Raw genomic sequence first — 16656 nt, 5'->3', positions numbered from 1 at the left:
TAAAACATTTTGATGACAGTCCGACAAACGAATCTTTTTAGTAAGGGTTTGCAAAGCCAAGCGATTGCAATATCTTGATCTCTAAGGCTTCCATTTTTTTAGCATCTTTTGGCTTTAAATGGTCATAGCCTTTGGCGTGCAAGCAGCCATGAATTAAAAGATGGGCGAGGTGAGCCGCGAGTGGCTTTTGTTGTTCTTTGGCTTCTTTGCGCAGAATTGGTAAACATAAAACAATGTCTGCTTCAATTGATTTTCCCTGTGTTGGGTAGGAAAAAGTAAGGACATTGGTAGGCTTATCAAAGCCGCGAAAAAATAGGTTGAGATCATGGGCCTCGGCTCGATTCACAAAGCGAATCGTGAGGATTACTTTACTTTGAAAACAGGCTCCAGCCCATTTACGAATTTGCGCCAAACTCGCTATCCTCAAAACTTGGCTTTGGAGGGCTTGGGTAGCAAACTGAAGATCAAGATTGAGGGTTTGGCTCATGAATCAATTAGACCTAAGAATGAACAATTTCACCCCGTAGGGTGTGCTTGAGAACTTCAGTCACTTTAACGTCTTGCATCTGTCCAATCCATTGATCAACTGAGCGTTGATCAGAATCACCCTCGGGAATAATGATATTGACCACGCGATTATTCTCGGTGCGCCCCAGCAAATGAGCCTTATCACGAGTCAAGCCTTCAATCAAGACTCGCTCATGATTGTCTAGCATTGCTTGACTAACTGTCAGCGCTTGAGAATCAATTTGCGCAATCAAACGTTGTAAGCGCTTTAACTTGACCTCATAGGGCGTGTCGTCTTCTAGATTGGCTGCAGGAGTACCGGGCCGAGAACTAAAGATAAATGAATAACTGTTATCAAACTGCAGTTCGGTCACCATATCCATTAGCTTCTCAAAGTCAGCTTCGGTTTCTCCAGGAAAGCCTACGATGAAGTCACTGGAAAGCGAGAGCTTGGGGCGAACCATACGCATTTTGCGAATAATGCTTTTGAACTCTAAGCTCGTATAACCTCGTTTCATGGCTGACAAAATTTTGTCAGAGGCGTGCTGTACGGGAAGGTGTAAATGACTGACTAATTGTGGAACTCGGTCATAAACATCAATTAGGCGTTGGGTAAATTCTTTTGGATGGCTGGTGGTAAATCGAATCCGCTCCAGCCCCGGTATCTCTGACATGTATTCGAGGAGCAGGGCAAAATCAGCAATCTCTGATGTTTGGCCCATAAGCCCGCGATAGGCATTGACGTTTTGGCCTAATAGAGTGATCTCCTTGACGCCTTGCTCGGTTAGGCCCACTATTTCAGTGAGCACATCTTCAAAGGGGCGAGATACTTCTTCACCGCGCGTGTACGGTACCACGCAGTAGCTGCAGTACTTGGAGCAACCCTCCATAATGGAGACAAAGGCTGAACCTTTGGTCTGACGTGAGCGCGGGAGATGATCAAACTTCTCAATTTCGGGAAACGAGATATCTACTTGCGATTGACCAGTGGCGAGTCGCTCATCAATTAGTTTTGGCAAGCGGTGTAAGGTTTGTGGGCCAAAAACAAAATCCACATGCGGGGCACGATTAATAATTTGTTTACCTTCTTGGCTCGCAACGCAGCCGCCGACGCCAATTAACAGATCGGGCTTTAATTGCTTTAGTTCCCGTAGGCGCCCTAGGTCTGAGAATACCTTTTCTTGGGCTTTTTCTCGGATAGAGCAGGTATTGAGCAAGATGACATCAGCATCTTCAATTTGATCCGTTTGGTCCATGCCTTGTGCTGAATGAAGTATGTCGGCCATTTTGTCCGAATCATACTCATTCATTTGGCAGCCAAATGTTTTGATATAAAGCTTTTTCATACGCCGATCTCAGGTTTATAGCTGGGGGCAAGACCCCTATTGTAGGCGATTATCGCTACGATTTAGGCTCTTGAAATCGCTTAAGGTGCCCCAATATAAAAGCAATCGAAATCAAGACCAAAGAGGACGCTTTCTAATGAGTGCAGTTAAAGAAACCCTTGGCTTTCAAGCCGAAGTAAAACAACTTTTGCAGTTAATGATCCATTCCTTGTATTCCAACAAGGAAATCTTTTTGCGAGAGCTCATTTCAAACGCTTCAGATGCTGCTGACAAGCTACGCTTTGAGGCGATGAATCATCCAGATTGGTATGAGTCTGATCCAGAGTTAAAGATCAAAATTAGCTTCAATAAAGAAGCCAGAACCATCACCATCAGTGATAACGGAATTGGTATGAGCCGGGATGAGGTAATCGCCAATCTCGGAACCATTGCCCGTTCGGGTACCAAGGAGTTCTTTACAAAACTCTCTGGCGATCAGCAAAAGGATGCCGCTCTGATTGGTCAGTTTGGTGTTGGCTTCTATTCGGCATTTATCGTGGCTGATAACATCATCGTGGAAACACGACGGGCTGGTTTGCCCGCATCCGAAGGTGTGCGTTGGGAATCCCAGGGCGCTGGGGAGTTCACGATTGAAACCATCAATCGTCCAGAGCGTGGTACCTCGATCACCTTACACTTGCGTGAAGGCGAAGATGAGTTACTTTCCTCTTGGAAATTGAAATCCATTATTCGCAAGTATTCGGATCACATTTCTTTACCGATTCAGATGCAGAAGGAGGAATGGGATGAAGAAAAGAAAGGGCAGGTTACAAAAGATGAGTTTGAGACCATCAATCAAGCGACCGCCTTGTGGGCCAGACCAAAGTCAGAAATTACGGACGAGCAGTACAAGGAGTTCTATAAACATATTTCCCATGATTTTGAAGACCCCCTAACATACTCGCACAATCGAGTTGAGGGACGCAGTGAGTTCACTCAACTCTTATTTATTCCCAAGAAAGCCAATTTTGACCTGTGGGATCGTAATAAGCGCAATGGCATCAAACTCTATGTCAAACGCGTCTTCATCATGGATGACGCTGAACAGCTAATGCCCATGTACCTTCGCTTTGTCACGGGTGTGATTGATTCGGCTGATTTGCCACTTAATGTTTCTCGTGAAATCTTACAAGAGTCACGTGATGTCAAAACCATCCGTGAGAGCTCAACCAAGCGAGTTTTAACGATGCTCGAGGAGTTGGCTAATAGTGAGGATACTGCTAAAAAAGAGCTATATGCTCAGTTTTGGCAAGAGTTTGGTCAGGTTCTCAAAGAAGGGATCGGAGAAGACGTCGGCAATCAAGAGCGAATTGCAAAATTAGCACGCTTTGCTAGCACCCACACTGATTCTGCCGAGCAAACAGTTGCGCTTGCTGACTATGTGAGTCGTATGAAGGAGGGGCAAGACAAGATTTATTACGTTACCGGTGAATCCTATACTGCTGCCAAGAACAGCCCTCACTTAGAGATTTTCAAGAAAAAAGGGGTTGAGGTTCTGCTGCTATCGGATCGAGTCGATGAGTGGATGCTGTCGTATTTCCATGAGTTTGACGGCAAGGCCTTGGTATCGGTTGCAAAAGGCGGGCTTGATCTGGGTGCCTTGGCCGATGAGGCCGAGAAAAAGGAGCAAAAGGAAACCGAAGAGCAGTACAAGGATTTGATTGAGCGTATGAAAAAATCCCTTGATGGCAAAGTGAAGGACGTACGTGTTACATTGCGCCTGACTGATTCGCCAGCGTGCTTAGTTGCTGATGAGCATGAGCTCTCCGCAAATTTATTACGAATGCTCAAAGCCGCAGGCCAACAGGCCCCGGATAGTAAACCGATTTTAGAAATCAATCCGCAGCACCCGCTAGTTCTCAAATTAAAATATGAAGATAAGCAATTTGATGATTGGGCAACCATTTTGTTTGATCAAGCATTGCTTGCAGAAGGGGGTCAATTACAGGACCCTGCTGGATTTGTAAAACGTATTAATCAAATGCTTTTGGCATAAAGGATTGGGTATGAGAGCGGTGGTATCTCGATTTGGTAGTGGTAATTTTCAGCAGACCCTAGAGGTAGGCAATGATCATTTTGTCTCGGATGTTGCAAAAGACAAGGGCGGTGATTCTGCAGGACCATCGCCACATGAATATTTAGGCGCTGCCTTAGCTGCCTGCACAGGCATGACCCTAAAAATGTATGCCCAGAGGAAATCCTGGGATCTACAAGATGCAATTGTGACGGTAGATATCGAGCGAGAAAACGAGATCGAGAAATTCAAGCGTTCAATCAAGCTTGTAGGCATCACTGATGCCGAGCAATCAGAGCGATTACTTGAGATTGCCAATAAATGCCCTGTTCACAAGGCACTTATTGGCACGATTGAAATTAATACTGAGTTACTTTGAGCTCGATGAGGAGCTATTCGAGTTGGTAGAGCTTGCCTTGCCGGCTTGATAGCCTTTGTTGTATTGGGCTTGCTTGTCTTTTTCGTACATGTCATACACGTAGCCAGAGGCTGCACCAACTGCAGCTCCACCGACTGCACCCCAAATGGGGTTGCCATGGAAGATTGCGGCACCAACCGCTCCAGCGGTAGCACCGATTGCGCCACCCGATAAGGTGCGCTGTTGGGTGGTATCCATATTGGAGCAACCTGTAATCAACAATGCGGAACCAAGAATGATGGGTAATGATTTTTTCATGATCAAGTTCTCCTAAATGAAATGATTATTTGCCACAAGGAAAGCGACCAGCAAGGTAACGCAATGCGCTATCGGCTGCAGGTGTATTAGCATATTGCTGATTTTGCTTTGCCCAATTGACGTAATCGGCAATCACTGCATCAATCGGGGGTGCCGGTTGCTTTAGGCAGATAAACGGTTTGGCATTCGTTGGATGGCGGGTTACGAGGTAGGTATCGTAAATCGCAGTTGAGTAGCCAACACAAAAGGATCGAAATTCTGAGCTAGCAGGAAGCTGACAGTACTTCACGAGCTCTTGGGTACTTAAGGCTTTGTTTTCAGCCATGGCTGGGGTGCTTAAAAAAGATACACCTAATCCAAGTAATAGAAACAGTTTTTTCATTGTTAGTCCCTTAAAAAACATAATTTGCACCGAAAGGGTGCAAAATTGCGATCATATTGCCCCACTTCAAAACATAATACCGAAAATTCACTTACAAAAATAGGGGTATCAATGGATGCGATGAAATCTGGGGCCGATGTCCTTTTCATTTTGATGGGCGCAATTATGGTTTTAGCAATGCATGCGGGGTTCGCTTTTTTGGAACTTGGAACTGTGCGTAAGAAAAATCAAGTCAATGCACTGATCAAAATCCTTATTGATTTTTCGATCTCCACCATTGCTTATTTTTTTATTGGCTACAGCATTGCTTACGGAGTCAACTTTTTTTCAAGTGCAGAGTTACTCTCTCAAAAAAACGGCTTTGAGCTTGTAAAATTTTTCTTCTTATTAACTTTTGCCGCAGCGATTCCAGCAATTATTTCTGGCGGCATTGCCGAGCGTGCCAAGTTTAATCCGCAATTGATTGCTACCTTTGTGATTGTTGGTTTTATATATCCTTTCTTTGAGGGCATTGTTTGGAACCAACATTATGGAATACAAGGTTGGATTAAAAATCTCACAGGTGATGAGTTTCATGATTTTGCCGGCTCGATTGTGGTTCATGCAGTTGGTGGTTGGCTCGCTTTACCAGCAGTCATTTTGCTGGGTGCTCGACGTGGGCGATATTCTAAGGAAGGTCAAATTGCAGCGCATCCACCTTCAAGCATCCCATTTTTAGCTCTTGGGGCATGGATTTTGACAGTGGGATGGTTTGGGTTTAACGTCATGAGCGCACAGACGATTGATAAGGTCAGTGGTTTAGTTGCTCTTAATTCTCTAATGGCTATGGTTGGTGGAACCATTGCAGCGTGGTTTGTAGGGCGCAATGATCCAGGGTTCTCTTATAACGGGCCTTTAGCTGGTTTAGTGGCAGTGTGTGCTGGCTCTGATTTGATGCATCCTCTAGGGGCACTTATCGTGGGATTGGTTGCAGGCGCTCTGTTTGTCTATATGTTTACCAAAGTACAGAATCGTTGGAAGATCGACGACGTACTTGGTGTTTGGCCATTACACGGCTTATGCGGCTTGTGGGGCGGTATCGCTGCAGGTATATTTGGTCTCACAGCCTTAGGTGGACTTGGTGGAGTTAATGTTATTGCTCAGTTAATCGGTAGCTTATTAGGGGTAGCGGTTGCTCTAATCGGTGGTTTTATAGTTTATGGAATTCTTAAAGCATCGGTTGGGATTCGAATGTCTCAAGAGGATGAATTTGATGGGGCCGACCTTAGTATTCATAAAATTTCCGCCACTCCAGATCGGGAGTCAAACTGGTAATTTGGCCTCACTATAATGAAAGCATGGCGATATATGAATTGGATGGTATTTCCCCGGAGCTAGCAGAAGGGGCATGGGTTGCAGACTCGGCTGAGGTCATTGGCCGAGTTCATCTTGGAAAAAATGCCAATGTCTGGCCACGCGTGGTGATCCGGGGCGATAACGAGCCGATTCGGATTGGAGCTGGTACCAATATTCAAGATTCTGCGGTTTTGCACTCTGACTATGGTTGGCCACTCACCTTAGGTGAGAATGTGTCCATTGGTCATCAGGCGATGGTGCATGGCTGCACGATTGGTGATGGTAGTCTCATTGGAATTAACGCTATCGTCCTTAATGGCGCCAATATTGGTAAAAATTGCTTAGTCGGTGCGGGAGCCTTAGTTACCGAAGGTAAAGAATTTCCAGATGGCTCTCTGATTATTGGAACGCCAGCGAAAGCGGTGAAAACGCTGAGTCCGGAGCAGATTGCTGAGATGAATCGCATCTCCTCTCATTACGTCGAGAACGCTGCCCGTTATCGCAAAACCCTCAAGAAAATTTCCTAGGTTTTCATTGCTGCACGTTCTTAACGTCATTATTCCCATCTTCGCCTTAATTTTGGCGGGATACATTTGTGGCAAAACCGGTAAGTTAAGTCCAAACGCATCAACCGAAATCAATCGCTTTGTAGTGTGGCTCGCCTTGCCAGCCCAAATGTTTGACTTCACTGCCCATAGTAATTGGCAGGAGTTGTGGCAACCAGGGTTCATTATTGCGTTTAGCTCGGGCGCTATTTTGGTTTATCTGGCCCTCTTAATTTATTACCGGATTCAGACTAAGGATTGGACCGTTGCTAGTTTTCAAAGCCTGAGCGGCTCGTATGCGAACACTGGCTATATGGGCATTCCGCTGCTACTCCTCGCATTTGGTGAAAGCGGCCTCGGGCCTGCCGTGATTGCCACCTTGATTGTGGTGTGCGCACTGTTTGCAGTAGCGATTATCTTTATAGAGCTCGGGGTGCATGCTAAAAAGCCGTTTGGTGAAATTATTCAAACGGTTGGAAAATCCTTAGCCACCAATCCTTTATTAGTTGCCCCATTTTGTGGAGCGCTTTGGGCGACTACCGGCTTAGAGCTTTATGCACCTCTGCGCCAGTTTGTCAGTTTTTTAGGGGCCGCAGCTAGCCCCTGTGCCTTAGTATCGATTGGATTATTTTTGGTTCAAAAAACTGCTGCGCCCGCAAAGACTACGTGGAGTCTTGTGTTTGTAAAACTGATCTTGCAGCCATTCGTCGTTTGGGTAGTAGCTGATCCGATCCTGGGATTGCCGACGTTTTGGGTTTATGCGGCAGTATTAGTCAGCGCTTTGCCAACGGGTACGGGCCCATTCATGTTGGCTCAGTATTACCGAGCCGATGGTTCTTTGATCTCGCGGGTCGTACTCATTACTACCCTAGGTTCTTTATTTACCCTATCAATCCTAGTGTGGTGGATGATGCCTAGCTAGGCTCTGGATTTTTTCCTTCCGCATCAATTTGATGTTCCCAAGAGGCATTCACAAATGCGGGGAGTTGCATGCAGTTATACGTAATACGCTGCAAAGTTGGATAGCTACTAAAACTTATCTTGGCATCATATGCATTAAACACTTGCGGAACTAAAAATGCATCAGCCATACCTGGCTGATCGCCATAGCAGAATTGACCAACGCGTGGATCATTCGAAAGACGTTTTTCTAGAGCAATGAGACCCTTTTCAAGCCAATGGTTGTACCAACCCAAGCGTGCTTCATCGCTAACCCCAAGTTTGCCCACTAGATAGCGCAGAACCCGAAGATTATTCAGCGGATGAATGTCAGCGGCGATATCCTGTGCCAAACCTCGTACCCAGGCTCGATCTTCGACCTTAGTTGGTAACAAAGTTGGAGTGGGGTACTTTTCTTCAAGAAATTCAATGATGGCTGCTGATTGATGCAAGGTAACGCTCGCATCGATATACAGTGGCACTAAGCCATTTGGATTGAGGGATTGGTAGGATTCTTTGAGTTGCTCCCCACCGCCCTTGCGAAGGTGGACTGGAATCACATTGCACTCAATCCCTTTTAGATTGAGTGCAATGCGGACCCGAAAGGCAGCAGAGCTGCGCCAGAAGCTATATAGAGTTGGTTTCATCAGAACGATGCTACCGCACCATCACTTCTTGGATCCCAGCCACCTTTGAGGATGCCCGATGGCTCACGAATAATGCAACCTGCGTGTCCAACTGTTTCATCAAGCTCAGCCAAGATCTCAATGTCATGCCCCATGTCGCGAAGCTGTTGAACTAGAGCTGGATCAAAACGGGATTCCAATTTCAGCGTATCACTGGTTTGCCCCCACGTGCGTCCTAATAGCCAGCGAGGACGGCTAATCGCATCCTGTGGATCCAGCCCATAAATGGCAGTTCGCGTAAAGACTGCACACTGGGTTTGTGGTTGGCCATCACCCCCCATGGTTCCGTAAACCATAGACCGACCATCTCTAAATAATGCTAGGGCAGGATTCAAAGTATGAAATGGTTTGCGGTAAGGCTCTAGGGTATTGAGCGCTTTAGGGTCTAGTGAAAAGCTGCAACCACGGTTTTGCCAGTTAATGCCTGTTTTCGGTAAAACAATTCCGGAACCAAACTCATGATAGATACTTTGGATAAACGAAACGCAACGGCCCTCACCATCAATCACACCCATCCAAATCGTGTCCGCGGGTCCACGACCGGCACCCCAGGGTAGGGCGCGTTGACGATCAACTTTATTAGCCAGTGTTTTTAAAAAGCTAGGCGATAAAAATTCTTGGGCATGCTTTTGCATATATGCAGGATCCGTAATGTGTTGATCACGAATCTTGAAGGCTTGTTTAGTGGCCTCTACACAGTGATGTACATACTCTGGACTATCGACTGCAAATTGTTTGAGTTTGAGTTGATCCAAAATACCCAGAATCATCAGCGATACCACCCCTTGAGTTGGGGGCGTCATGTTGTATACATCTGCCAAACTATGAGCTAGGTGCAAGGGGTTGATCAATTTTGCATGGTGGCACTGTAGATCATCGAGGCGCAGTGGACTACCCAATTGTTTGAGTTCTTTTGCAATCAACTCAGCGAGTTCACCGCGGTAATAATCATTCGTACCTTTTTTGGCGATCTGACGCAAAGTATTTGCAAGGCGCTTTTGATAAAACACACTGCCAGTTGCTGGAGACTTACCTTTTACTAAAAACGTCTCTGAGAATCCAGGCTGCGGACTAAGCTCAAGCCGTTTTTTCTCAGTGAGGGCAGACTGACTATGCGTTACTGGAACACCGTGCTCGGCATAGTGAATCGCATCTTCGAGCAATCGAGATAAGGGTAATCTGCCGCCTAAACTTTTTTTAGAGAGTTCAAAAGCCGCCCCCCATCCTGAAATGGTGCCTGCAACCGTATTGGCTGCAACAGGCCCACGAAATGGAATTGCACCTGTGATTCCTCGCTCCTGATACCACGAGCGAGTTGCTAAACCAGCAGCACCTCCGCAAGCATCAATGCCTCCCATGGCCTTACCAGGCGCATGAATCACCCAAAAAGAATCTCCGCCAATCGAATTCATATGCGGATAAACCACTGCAATGGTGGCGGCTGCCGAAATCATGGCCTCTAAAGCATTGCCGCCCTCCCTAAGAACTGCAAGCGCTGATTGAGAAGCGAGTGAGTGAGGCGCAACGGCCATTCCACGGATACCCCATTTTGGTTGCATAGCAATACTTTCCTTTGAACTAAAACGAGGAATAGATTCCCCAAATTAAAGAATTAACGCACTACTTTAGGGAATAGGTCTAGTGCACACCTAATTTTTCTCGATACATTTTACTTTGCAAGGGATTACTAAATTCTGGTGTCTTGCTTGAATTAAGTACTTCATGTCATCGCAACACATTATTTGGAATTTTATAACTAAGGAGAAAATAAATGAGTTCAAGCCGTCGTAAGTTTTTAACCAAAAGTTTAGGTGCCGGTGTTGCTGGCGCCGCACTTGCTGCGCCTGCCATTGTAAAGGCTCAGTCTGCACAAACCTTTAATTGGAAGATGACCAGCGCCTATCCAAAAGGCGCACCCTTTTATATGGATGGTCCAGGTAGCGCTACTGATTTAGCGAAGCGCATTCTGGAAATGTCTGGTGGTCGTTTACGTATTCAGGTATTCGGTGCAGGCGAGCTGATCCCAGCGTTTGAGGGTTTTGATGCAGTGCGTGCGGGTACAGTTGAGATGAATCACGCAAATGCATATTTTTGGACTGGTAAAACAGCAGCTGCGCAATATTTCACGGCAGTGCCATTTGGTCTTAACTTTCAGGGTATGAATGGCTGGCTCTATGACGGCGGTGGCAATGACCTGTGGAACGAAGTCTACGCACCGTTTGGAATGGTGGCCATGGCTTGTGGTAATACTGGTGTTCAAATGACGGGTTGGTTTAAGAAAAAAATTAATTCTGTAGCCGATCTCAAAGGTTTGAAGATGCGTATTCCTGGATTAGCTGGCAAAGTCTATGCCAAATTAGGTGTTGATGTGAAGGTGCTACCCGCCGGTGAAATCTTCCCCGCACTTGAGCGCGGCGTAATTGATGCTGCTGAATTTGTAGGACCATTCCAAGATCGTCGCTTAGGTTTGCAAAAAGCCGCCAAGTTTTACTACACCACTGGCTGGCATGAGCCCGCAACTACGTCTGAGCTACTCATCAATAAAGCAGCTTGGATGAAGCTACCAAAAGATCTGCAGGAAGTTGTTACCAATGCTGCAGCGGCCTGTAATGTGATTGGTGAAGCATGGTGTCAGAAAAATAACGCAGACGCTATGGAGGATTTGGTTAAGAAGCAAGGTGTTCAAGCCTTGCAATTACCAGACTCTGTCATCAAAGCGATGCGTGATGAAACCATGAAGATTCTGAACGAGGAAGCTGCAAAGGATCCGATGACCAAGAAGGTTCATGACTCCTATTTTGCCTACAAGAAAAAATATGATGCCTGGGCAGTCTATAGTGAAGCAGCCTATCACAGCAAGGTTCGTGGTTAATTAACAAATCGGGAGATTCAGTGCAAAAAGCATCGGCAGTAATTGCGTCGCGCATTGAGGCCTTGATTGATCTATTTGGCAAGGTGGCCTCCTGGCTCACCTTGTCAATTGTTCTATTGATCGTTATCAATGTGGTCTTACGTTATTCAATGAGTCTTGGAAGTGTTTGGGCTCAGGAATTGGAGTGGCATCTATTAGCGGCTATGATTTTGTTTGGTATGAGTTTTGCCCTATTACGTGGTGAGAATGTACGGGTTGATTTGTTCTATGCAAATTATTCTCCCCAAAAGAAATACATTATCGACCTGGTTTCAGCAATACTGACAGTACTGATCGCTTTGATTTTTATTAAAGTATCATTTAATTACGTCGGACAATCGTTCTCAATTGGCGAGAAGTCGCCCGACCCTGGCGGTATACCGGCGCGTTGGGTAGTTAAAGGCCTGATACCAGTCGGCTTTGCCTTACTTGCACTTCAGGGAGCAGCAGAAGCAATACGGGTTTATCTCAACCGTCCTGGAAATAAGGGGGCGGATCATGTTTAACCCCGAGATCATTGCATTTTTGATGTTGGGCGGGTTTTTTGTCATGCTCATGATTGGCATACCCGTTGCGATCTCACTGGCAACTGTTGGATTCGTATTTGGCTTTATTGGCTTTGGTGACACGCTCTTTAATTTGTTGCCAGCTCGCGTCTTTGGGGTGGTTGGTGGCTATCAATGGCTAGCGATTCCGCTCTTTATCTTTATGGGCATCATGTTAGAGAAATCAAGGCTTGCCGATGATTTGCTCGATGTGATTGGTCATTTAGCAGGGGGTGTGAAAGGAGGTATGGCCGTTGGCATCGTTCTCTTTGGCGCCTTAATGGGTGCGACCACCGGAATTGTGGGTGCAACCATTATTACCTTGGGACTCTTAACACTGCCAACCTTACTCAAACGAGGTTATGACAAAGGGATTGCGTGCGGCACAATTTGCGCATCTGGAACCTTGGGTCAAATTATTCCCCCAAGTTTGATCCTCATTCTGCTATCGGATATTTTGCAACTTTCGGTCGGCACCTTATTTGCCGCAGCAGTGATGCCAGGTCTATTACTTACAGCCGTGTATGTGGTTTACCTTTTAATTCGGGGTTGGCTGCAACCCGAACTCATGCCGCCCATCCCAATTGAGGAGCGTAGTAAGGTATCCGGCAAAGAGTTGTGGGTTCGATTCTGGAAAGTGGTTGTACCACCCATTATGTTGGTGGTCGCCGTCTTGGGATCGATTGTGGGCGGTGTTGCCGCACCTACGGAAGCCGCTGCAATGGGTTCATTTGGCGCTATTTTGGTGACCGCGTTTTCGGGTCGTCTGACCTGGGAGCGTTTAAAGGCTACGATGATTGATACCACCAAAATCAGCGCTCTGATGATGTTCATCTTGATTTGTGCCCAGGTATTTTCATTGGCCTTTAGAGGGCTCAATGGTGAGGAGCTGATTGCCAAGCTATTTAATGCAGTGCCCGGTGGACTTAATAGTGATATTTGGCTTATGTTGCTTCTTATTTTCGTGCTGGGATTTTTCTTGGAATGGATTGAGATTAGCTATATTGCCGTTCCACTCTTTATGCCTATTTTGTTATCCCAAGGTGCAGATCCAGTTTGGGTTGCCATGATGGTCACGGTTTGCTTGCAATCCTCATTCTTGACTCCACCATTTGGTTGGGCTCTCTTTTATCTCAAAGGAGTTGCTCCGCCAGAAGTATTAATTAAGCATCTTTACAAGGGCGTTGTACCATTCATCGTTATGCAGGGCGTGACACTATACTTAGTGTTCCAGTTCCCTCAAATCTCGCTATGGTTGCCTAAGTTAATTGGATGGTAAAAAAGTAATTAGTATTGAATCACTCTCGTACTCGGGCCCTGTGCCCGAGCGAGGGCTTTGTACTGACTGCGGGATTTCTAGATCTTCAGATCCCAAACGCTGTGGTCGAGCTTGCCAGTTTATTGACCCCCAATACGAGTCTCTTGAGCAATCAATCCACGGAAAAGCCCGAGCACTGAGTGGCGATCAACTCTTCTTTGGGGTTTATCGCAAGATGTATCGAGCCAGTATGCGTGAGCCGATCGTGGGTGCCCAGTGGACCGGAATTACCACCTCGATTGCTAGCCAACTTCTCAATAACAATTTAGTAGATGCCGTATTAACGATGGCGCCAGATCCAGATGATCGTTGGCGACCCATGCCTGTCTTGATCACCGATCCTCAAGAGCTTCATCGGGCACGCGGTATGCGGATGGGCTACGCTCCGCTCCTGGCTCTTCTAGATGTTGCAAAAGAGAGAAATTACCAACGGCTTGGAGTGATTGGCATTCCTTGCCAGGTTTATGCATTACGAGCTTTAGAAAAAGAGTTGGATCTAAAAAAACTCTATGTGATTGGTACGCCTTGCTCGGATAACACTAGTACCGAGAACTTTCATGAGTTTTTGCAACTGATTGATGAGAGTCCAGAAGAGATTACCTATTTAGAGTTTAGGGCCGACTACCATGTGGAAGTTCGTTATCAAGACGGAAAACAACGAACAATCCCATTTTTGATGCTGCCATTATCAAAACTTAGACCCGATTTTTTCCCATTGACGTGCAGAACTTGCGTGGATTACACCAATGCTCTCTCCGATATCACGGTTGGCTATATGGGTGGCTCTGGCGAGCAATGGTTAATTGTGCGCAATCAACAGGGAGAGGAACTACTGAATCTATTAGGTAATCAAATCAAACTAAGCGAACCAGAGAGCGCTGGTAATCGTGTGGGTCCGGTCAAGGGATTCATGAAAAACGTGGAGTTAGCTGCTGGTGGTTTACCACTGCGTCAGATGCCCAATTGGTTACGACCGATCGTCGGGTGGCTCATGCCAAAGATTGGACCCAGGGGATTAGAGTTTGCAAGAGCACGAGTGGAGATGAAAGCCATCGAAACGATATTGCATCTTCGTAGAGAGCTACCAAAGAAGATGAAAAACATGGTGCCCAATCATGTTTGGCAACTAGTCAAACCTTACGGGCTAGTTGCAAATACCAGTGAAATCAAAGATGAAGTGAAGAGTACAGCTAAAGAGAAATAACAAACAGGGCAATGATTAAGAGATTCAGGATGCCGAAAATAATGAAGACGGGTTTATAAATATATTTACGCTTAACCGCTTCATCCCGCTCTCGTTGCGTTTTTGGATCCATAAAAACTATTTTCTTGGTTTTGCTGAGAAGGCGCCAAACAAAATTAAGACGGCAATCACAATGCCAATGAGGTCTTTATCCCGTATGTACATGTAAAACCCTAAACCAAGGGCAATAAACCCAAAGATCATCCACCACGTTCTAGAAATCATCGATATACCTTACCAATAAACGATCCAAAAACAAAGCCCCCAGACAGGCTGAGGGCAGAATTTGGTGGCGAATCAGGGATTTGAACCCCGGACCTGCGGATTATGATTCCGTCGCTCTAACCAGCTGAGCTAATTCGCCGAACTGTGAATTGTAGCAAATTGACTGTGGTGCTGTGTGAATGTGCTCGCTGTGGCTGACTCTGCCTGACGGCTTAAACCGTTGTGACTACGGGATGCCCTAACTAAAATATTGTCGTTTAAAAAGACAATGCCTCGGTATCTCTAAAGCCATAAATTAATTGATCAAATCAAAACCCATTATTTACAGTGGTTATTGAAAATTTTCAGATCCACTTAGAATGTAAGCATGCGCTTTAAATTCAATCGATCTTTTTTGATAGCTTTCTTGTTCTTGGGAATTTTTCTCAAGTGCATGTCTCCGTTCTTACATGCGCATATCGCTGGAGATAACGATTATGGATTTCATGTATCGGGTTTGAGCGCATTTGATAGTGCGCGACTCTTAGATGATGGCAGTCCTGAGCCAATCCCGGATTCGTATGCAGTGACCGTTCCCGATGCTCGTAAGCATTTTCTCGACACTACTTTTGTTGTTGCCTTTGTTGCAGTTGTCCTTTTAGTCTTAAAAGATCGACCCTTTATTCGGCGTGTTTCGTTTGCCAAGACCTTATTGGTCCCGTTTTCATTTCTTAACCCCAAGTTCCCACCCCCGGCCTTAGCGCCACCCCATCGCCACTTCATCTAAGCGCTTATCACATCAGGTAAGCCAATGGTTGGTGGCAACCTCTAAAAAATACATTTCATTGCTTTAAACCCTTAGCGGGTTGTTCGCCTCCATTCTGGGCGGTTTCTCACGAAACCAAGTGCTGTAGCCGATCGGCTACGAAATCGGTATGGGGATGTTTATGTATTACCAAGATAGCGATGGCATTTATGTGCCACAAAAACCAGTAACGCACCGCAATGATGAATTTGTTGAAGATCAGTTTGCTCATTTATTTGAAATGCAATCCAAGCATTTTTGGTATCTAGGGCGCCATCGTTTTTTATTAGAGTCATTAAAGCGTCATCAAGCATCAGAAAACTTCTCAGCCATTGATTTGGGTGGGGGATGTGGCGGCTGGGTGCAATACCTTACTCAAACAATCCCTAATCGATTAACCGATTTGGCGCTGGCGGATTCTTCCCGGGTAGCGCTCCTCAATGCCAAAGGGGTATTAGATGAGGATGTGGACCTGTATCACGTTGACCTGATGGATTTACAAATGCAGGAGCAGTGGAATACGGCTTACTTATTGGATGTAATTGAGCATTGCCCAGATGATGTCACTGTGATGCGGGAAGCGGCTAAAGCACTAAAGCCTGGTGGCAAGCTATTTGTGGCGACCCCAGCGCTTGACTTCTTTTGGTCGTACAACGATGAGTTTGTAAAGCACGTGCGTCGCTATGACAAACGAAAGTATCAGGAACTCGCAAAGAATAGTGGGTTAATCCTCAAAGATACCCGCTACTTTATGTTCTTCCTCAGTCCGCTGTACTGGCTATCACGTAAAACCCGCCCCAAAGAGCTTAATGAGGAGCAAATGGCAAAACTCTATAAAGAAGAATACAAAACACCCCATCCAATCATCAACAATGCCCTCAAAGCTGTGTTTTATGCAGAAACTCCATTGGGTCATCACTTATCGTTTCCGTGGGGGACATCGATATTGGGAGTGTTTGAAAAGCCAAAAAACTAATATTTACCCATAAAACCCAATGAGCATGCCTGAAGAGTCGTTTAAAAAGACAGTCTAGAGTTGGAGTCAGGCATCCTCTGCCATGGTCGCTTCCATCCTGTGCCACCAAGAAGTTCTAAAACCACCTTCGGGTGCTTTTTTCATTTCTGCTTTAGCAAGTCACAGTATTCGACGCTATTGGACTT

18 protein-coding genes and 1 tRNA gene are annotated in these 16656 nt (G+C 45.8%); 11 read left to right on the top strand and 8 right to left on the bottom strand.

The genetic code is table 11. From position 1 onward, the window contains the following. Window positions 1-37 precede the first annotated feature (37 nt). Entirely contained in the window at window positions 38-487 is a 450-nt protein-coding gene (gene ybeY, locus QUE66_RS08120) for an rRNA maturation RNase YbeY (RefSeq protein ID WP_286223535.1), read from the bottom strand. A 13-nt stretch (window positions 488-500) separates the two neighbouring features. Beyond that, window positions 501-1853 carry a tRNA (N6-isopentenyl adenosine(37)-C2)-methylthiotransferase MiaB gene (gene miaB, locus QUE66_RS08115; protein ID WP_286223534.1) on the bottom strand — a complete coding sequence of 451 codons (1353 nt, stop codon included), beginning with the start codon at window positions 1851-1853 and terminating at the stop codon, window positions 501-503. 136 nt (window positions 1854-1989) lie between these two features. Here miaB and htpG point away from each other — a divergent pair, with 136 nt between their 5' ends. Further along, window positions 1990-3888, top strand: a complete 1899-nt coding sequence (gene htpG, locus QUE66_RS08110; RefSeq protein WP_286223533.1) for a molecular chaperone HtpG — start codon at window positions 1990-1992, stop codon at window positions 3886-3888. 10 nt (window positions 3889-3898) lie between these two features. Next, complete coding sequence (locus tag QUE66_RS08105; protein WP_286223532.1) at window positions 3899-4285, top strand: OsmC family protein; 387 nt, start codon at window positions 3899-3901, stop codon at window positions 4283-4285. On the opposite strand, the gene QUE66_RS08100 is transcribed toward QUE66_RS08105, so the two are convergent. Further along, complete coding sequence (locus tag QUE66_RS08100) at window positions 4277-4582, bottom strand: glycine zipper domain-containing protein (protein ID WP_286223531.1); 306 nt, start codon at window positions 4580-4582, stop codon at window positions 4277-4279. The two genes, QUE66_RS08105 and QUE66_RS08100, sit on opposite strands and share 9 nt — an antisense overlap. Before the next feature lie 25 nt (window positions 4583-4607). Then, window positions 4608-4964 (bottom strand): Rap1a/Tai family immunity protein, encoded by a 357-nt coding sequence (locus QUE66_RS08095; RefSeq protein WP_108509406.1) that lies wholly within the window; start codon window positions 4962-4964, stop codon window positions 4608-4610. Between the two features lie 111 nt (window positions 4965-5075). On the opposite strand from QUE66_RS08095, the gene QUE66_RS08090 reads away from it, so the two are divergent. The 3 genes from QUE66_RS08090 to QUE66_RS08080 are packed head-to-tail and all read left to right on the top strand — an operon-like array spanning window position 5076 to window position 7766. Next, window positions 5076-6278 (top strand): ammonium transporter, encoded by a 1203-nt coding sequence (locus QUE66_RS08090; RefSeq protein WP_286223530.1) that lies wholly within the window; start codon window positions 5076-5078, stop codon window positions 6276-6278. 23 nt (window positions 6279-6301) lie between these two features. Continuing rightward, window positions 6302-6826 (top strand): gamma carbonic anhydrase family protein, encoded by a 525-nt coding sequence (locus QUE66_RS08085; RefSeq protein WP_286223529.1) that lies wholly within the window; start codon window positions 6302-6304, stop codon window positions 6824-6826. Between the two features lie 7 nt (window positions 6827-6833). After that, window positions 6834-7766 carry an AEC family transporter gene (locus QUE66_RS08080; RefSeq protein WP_286223528.1) on the top strand — a complete coding sequence of 311 codons (933 nt, stop codon included), beginning with the start codon at window positions 6834-6836 and terminating at the stop codon, window positions 7764-7766. Here the strand turns inward: QUE66_RS08080 and maiA are convergent. Both maiA and QUE66_RS08070 read right to left on the bottom strand, forming a co-directional pair. Then, on the bottom strand, window positions 7759-8430 hold the full coding sequence (gene maiA / locus QUE66_RS08075; protein WP_286223527.1) for a maleylacetoacetate isomerase: 672 nt from the start codon (window positions 8428-8430) through the stop codon (window positions 7759-7761). The two genes, QUE66_RS08080 and maiA, sit on opposite strands and share 8 nt — an antisense overlap. Continuing rightward, window positions 8430-10028 carry a gamma-glutamyltransferase family protein gene (locus QUE66_RS08070; RefSeq protein ID WP_286223526.1) on the bottom strand — a complete coding sequence of 533 codons (1599 nt, stop codon included), beginning with the start codon at window positions 10026-10028 and terminating at the stop codon, window positions 8430-8432. Before QUE66_RS08070 ends, maiA begins: the two co-directional genes overlap by 1 nt. A 212-nt stretch (window positions 10029-10240) precedes the next feature. Between QUE66_RS08070 and QUE66_RS08065 the strand changes: the two genes are divergently transcribed. Genes QUE66_RS08065 through QUE66_RS08050 form a run of 4 tightly spaced genes read left to right on the top strand, consistent with a single transcriptional unit; the run spans window position 10241 to window position 14447 of the window. Next, window positions 10241-11341 (top strand): TRAP transporter substrate-binding protein, encoded by a 1101-nt coding sequence (locus QUE66_RS08065; protein WP_286223525.1) that lies wholly within the window; start codon window positions 10241-10243, stop codon window positions 11339-11341. A gap of 20 nt (window positions 11342-11361) precedes the next feature. Further along, complete coding sequence (locus QUE66_RS08060) at window positions 11362-11886, top strand: TRAP transporter small permease subunit (RefSeq protein WP_286223524.1); 525 nt, start codon at window positions 11362-11364, stop codon at window positions 11884-11886. After that, a complete protein-coding gene (locus QUE66_RS08055; protein ID WP_286223523.1) occupies window positions 11879-13204 on the top strand; it encodes a TRAP transporter large permease in 1326 nt (441 codons plus the stop codon). The genes QUE66_RS08060 and QUE66_RS08055 overlap by 8 nt, the downstream gene beginning before the upstream one ends. Continuing rightward, the gene (locus QUE66_RS08050; RefSeq protein WP_286223522.1) at window positions 13194-14447 is read left to right on the top strand and encodes a Coenzyme F420 hydrogenase/dehydrogenase, beta subunit C-terminal domain; all 1254 of its coding nucleotides are present in this window, start codon (window positions 13194-13196) and stop codon (window positions 14445-14447) included. The genes QUE66_RS08055 and QUE66_RS08050 overlap by 11 nt, the downstream gene beginning before the upstream one ends. Before the next feature lie 117 nt (window positions 14448-14564). On the opposite strand, the gene QUE66_RS08045 is transcribed toward QUE66_RS08050, so the two are convergent. Both QUE66_RS08045 and QUE66_RS08040 read right to left on the bottom strand, forming a co-directional pair. Continuing rightward, window positions 14565-14711 carry a hypothetical protein gene (locus tag QUE66_RS08045; RefSeq protein WP_286223521.1) on the bottom strand — a complete coding sequence of 49 codons (147 nt, stop codon included), beginning with the start codon at window positions 14709-14711 and terminating at the stop codon, window positions 14565-14567. Between the two features lie 62 nt (window positions 14712-14773). After that, window positions 14774-14850 (bottom strand) — tRNA-Met (locus QUE66_RS08040). Window positions 14851-15144: 294 nt separating this feature from the next. Here QUE66_RS08040 and QUE66_RS08035 point away from each other — a divergent pair. Both QUE66_RS08035 and QUE66_RS08030 read left to right on the top strand, forming a co-directional pair. Next, a complete protein-coding gene (locus QUE66_RS08035) occupies window positions 15145-15477 on the top strand; it encodes a hypothetical protein (protein WP_286223520.1) in 333 nt (110 codons plus the stop codon). A 148-nt stretch (window positions 15478-15625) separates the two neighbouring features. Continuing rightward, window positions 15626-16471 (top strand): class I SAM-dependent methyltransferase, encoded by an 846-nt coding sequence (locus QUE66_RS08030; RefSeq protein ID WP_286223519.1) that lies wholly within the window; start codon window positions 15626-15628, stop codon window positions 16469-16471. Window positions 16472-16656 lie beyond the last annotated feature (185 nt).

Origin of the sequence: Polynucleobacter sp. HIN6 (assembly GCF_030297575.1) — a bacterium.
In the GTDB taxonomy this organism is placed as follows: domain Bacteria; phylum Pseudomonadota; class Gammaproteobacteria; order Burkholderiales; family Burkholderiaceae; genus Polynucleobacter.
This window is presented reverse-complemented; position numbering and strand designations above follow the sequence as displayed.

Coding starts and splice junctions, on each gene's coding strand:
- ybeY (WP_286223535.1), bottom strand. CDS start 487: ATGAGCCAAACCCTCAATCTTGATCTTCAGTTTGCTACCCAAGCCCTC.
- miaB (WP_286223534.1), bottom strand. CDS start 1,853: ATGAAAAAGCTTTATATCAAAACATTTGGCTGCCAAATGAATGAGTAT.
- htpG (WP_286223533.1), top strand. CDS start 1,990: ATGAGTGCAGTTAAAGAAACCCTTGGCTTTCAAGCCGAAGTAAAACAA.
- QUE66_RS08105 (WP_286223532.1), top strand. CDS start 3,899: ATGAGAGCGGTGGTATCTCGATTTGGTAGTGGTAATTTTCAGCAGACC.
- QUE66_RS08100 (WP_286223531.1), bottom strand. CDS start 4,582: ATGAAAAAATCATTACCCATCATTCTTGGTTCCGCATTGTTGATTACA.
- QUE66_RS08095 (WP_108509406.1), bottom strand. CDS start 4,964: ATGAAAAAACTGTTTCTATTACTTGGATTAGGTGTATCTTTTTTAAGC.
- QUE66_RS08090 (WP_286223530.1), top strand. CDS start 5,076: ATGGATGCGATGAAATCTGGGGCCGATGTCCTTTTCATTTTGATGGGC.
- QUE66_RS08085 (WP_286223529.1), top strand. CDS start 6,302: ATGGCGATATATGAATTGGATGGTATTTCCCCGGAGCTAGCAGAAGGG.
- maiA (WP_286223527.1), bottom strand. CDS start 8,430: ATGAAACCAACTCTATATAGCTTCTGGCGCAGCTCTGCTGCCTTTCGG.
- QUE66_RS08070 (WP_286223526.1), bottom strand. CDS start 10,028: ATGCAACCAAAATGGGGTATCCGTGGAATGGCCGTTGCGCCTCACTCA.
- QUE66_RS08065 (WP_286223525.1), top strand. CDS start 10,241: ATGAGTTCAAGCCGTCGTAAGTTTTTAACCAAAAGTTTAGGTGCCGGT.
- QUE66_RS08055 (WP_286223523.1), top strand. CDS start 11,879: ATGTTTAACCCCGAGATCATTGCATTTTTGATGTTGGGCGGGTTTTTT.
- QUE66_RS08045 (WP_286223521.1), bottom strand. CDS start 14,711: ATGATTTCTAGAACGTGGTGGATGATCTTTGGGTTTATTGCCCTTGGT.
- QUE66_RS08035 (WP_286223520.1), top strand. CDS start 15,145: ATGTCTCCGTTCTTACATGCGCATATCGCTGGAGATAACGATTATGGA.
- QUE66_RS08030 (WP_286223519.1), top strand. CDS start 15,626: ATGGGGATGTTTATGTATTACCAAGATAGCGATGGCATTTATGTGCCA.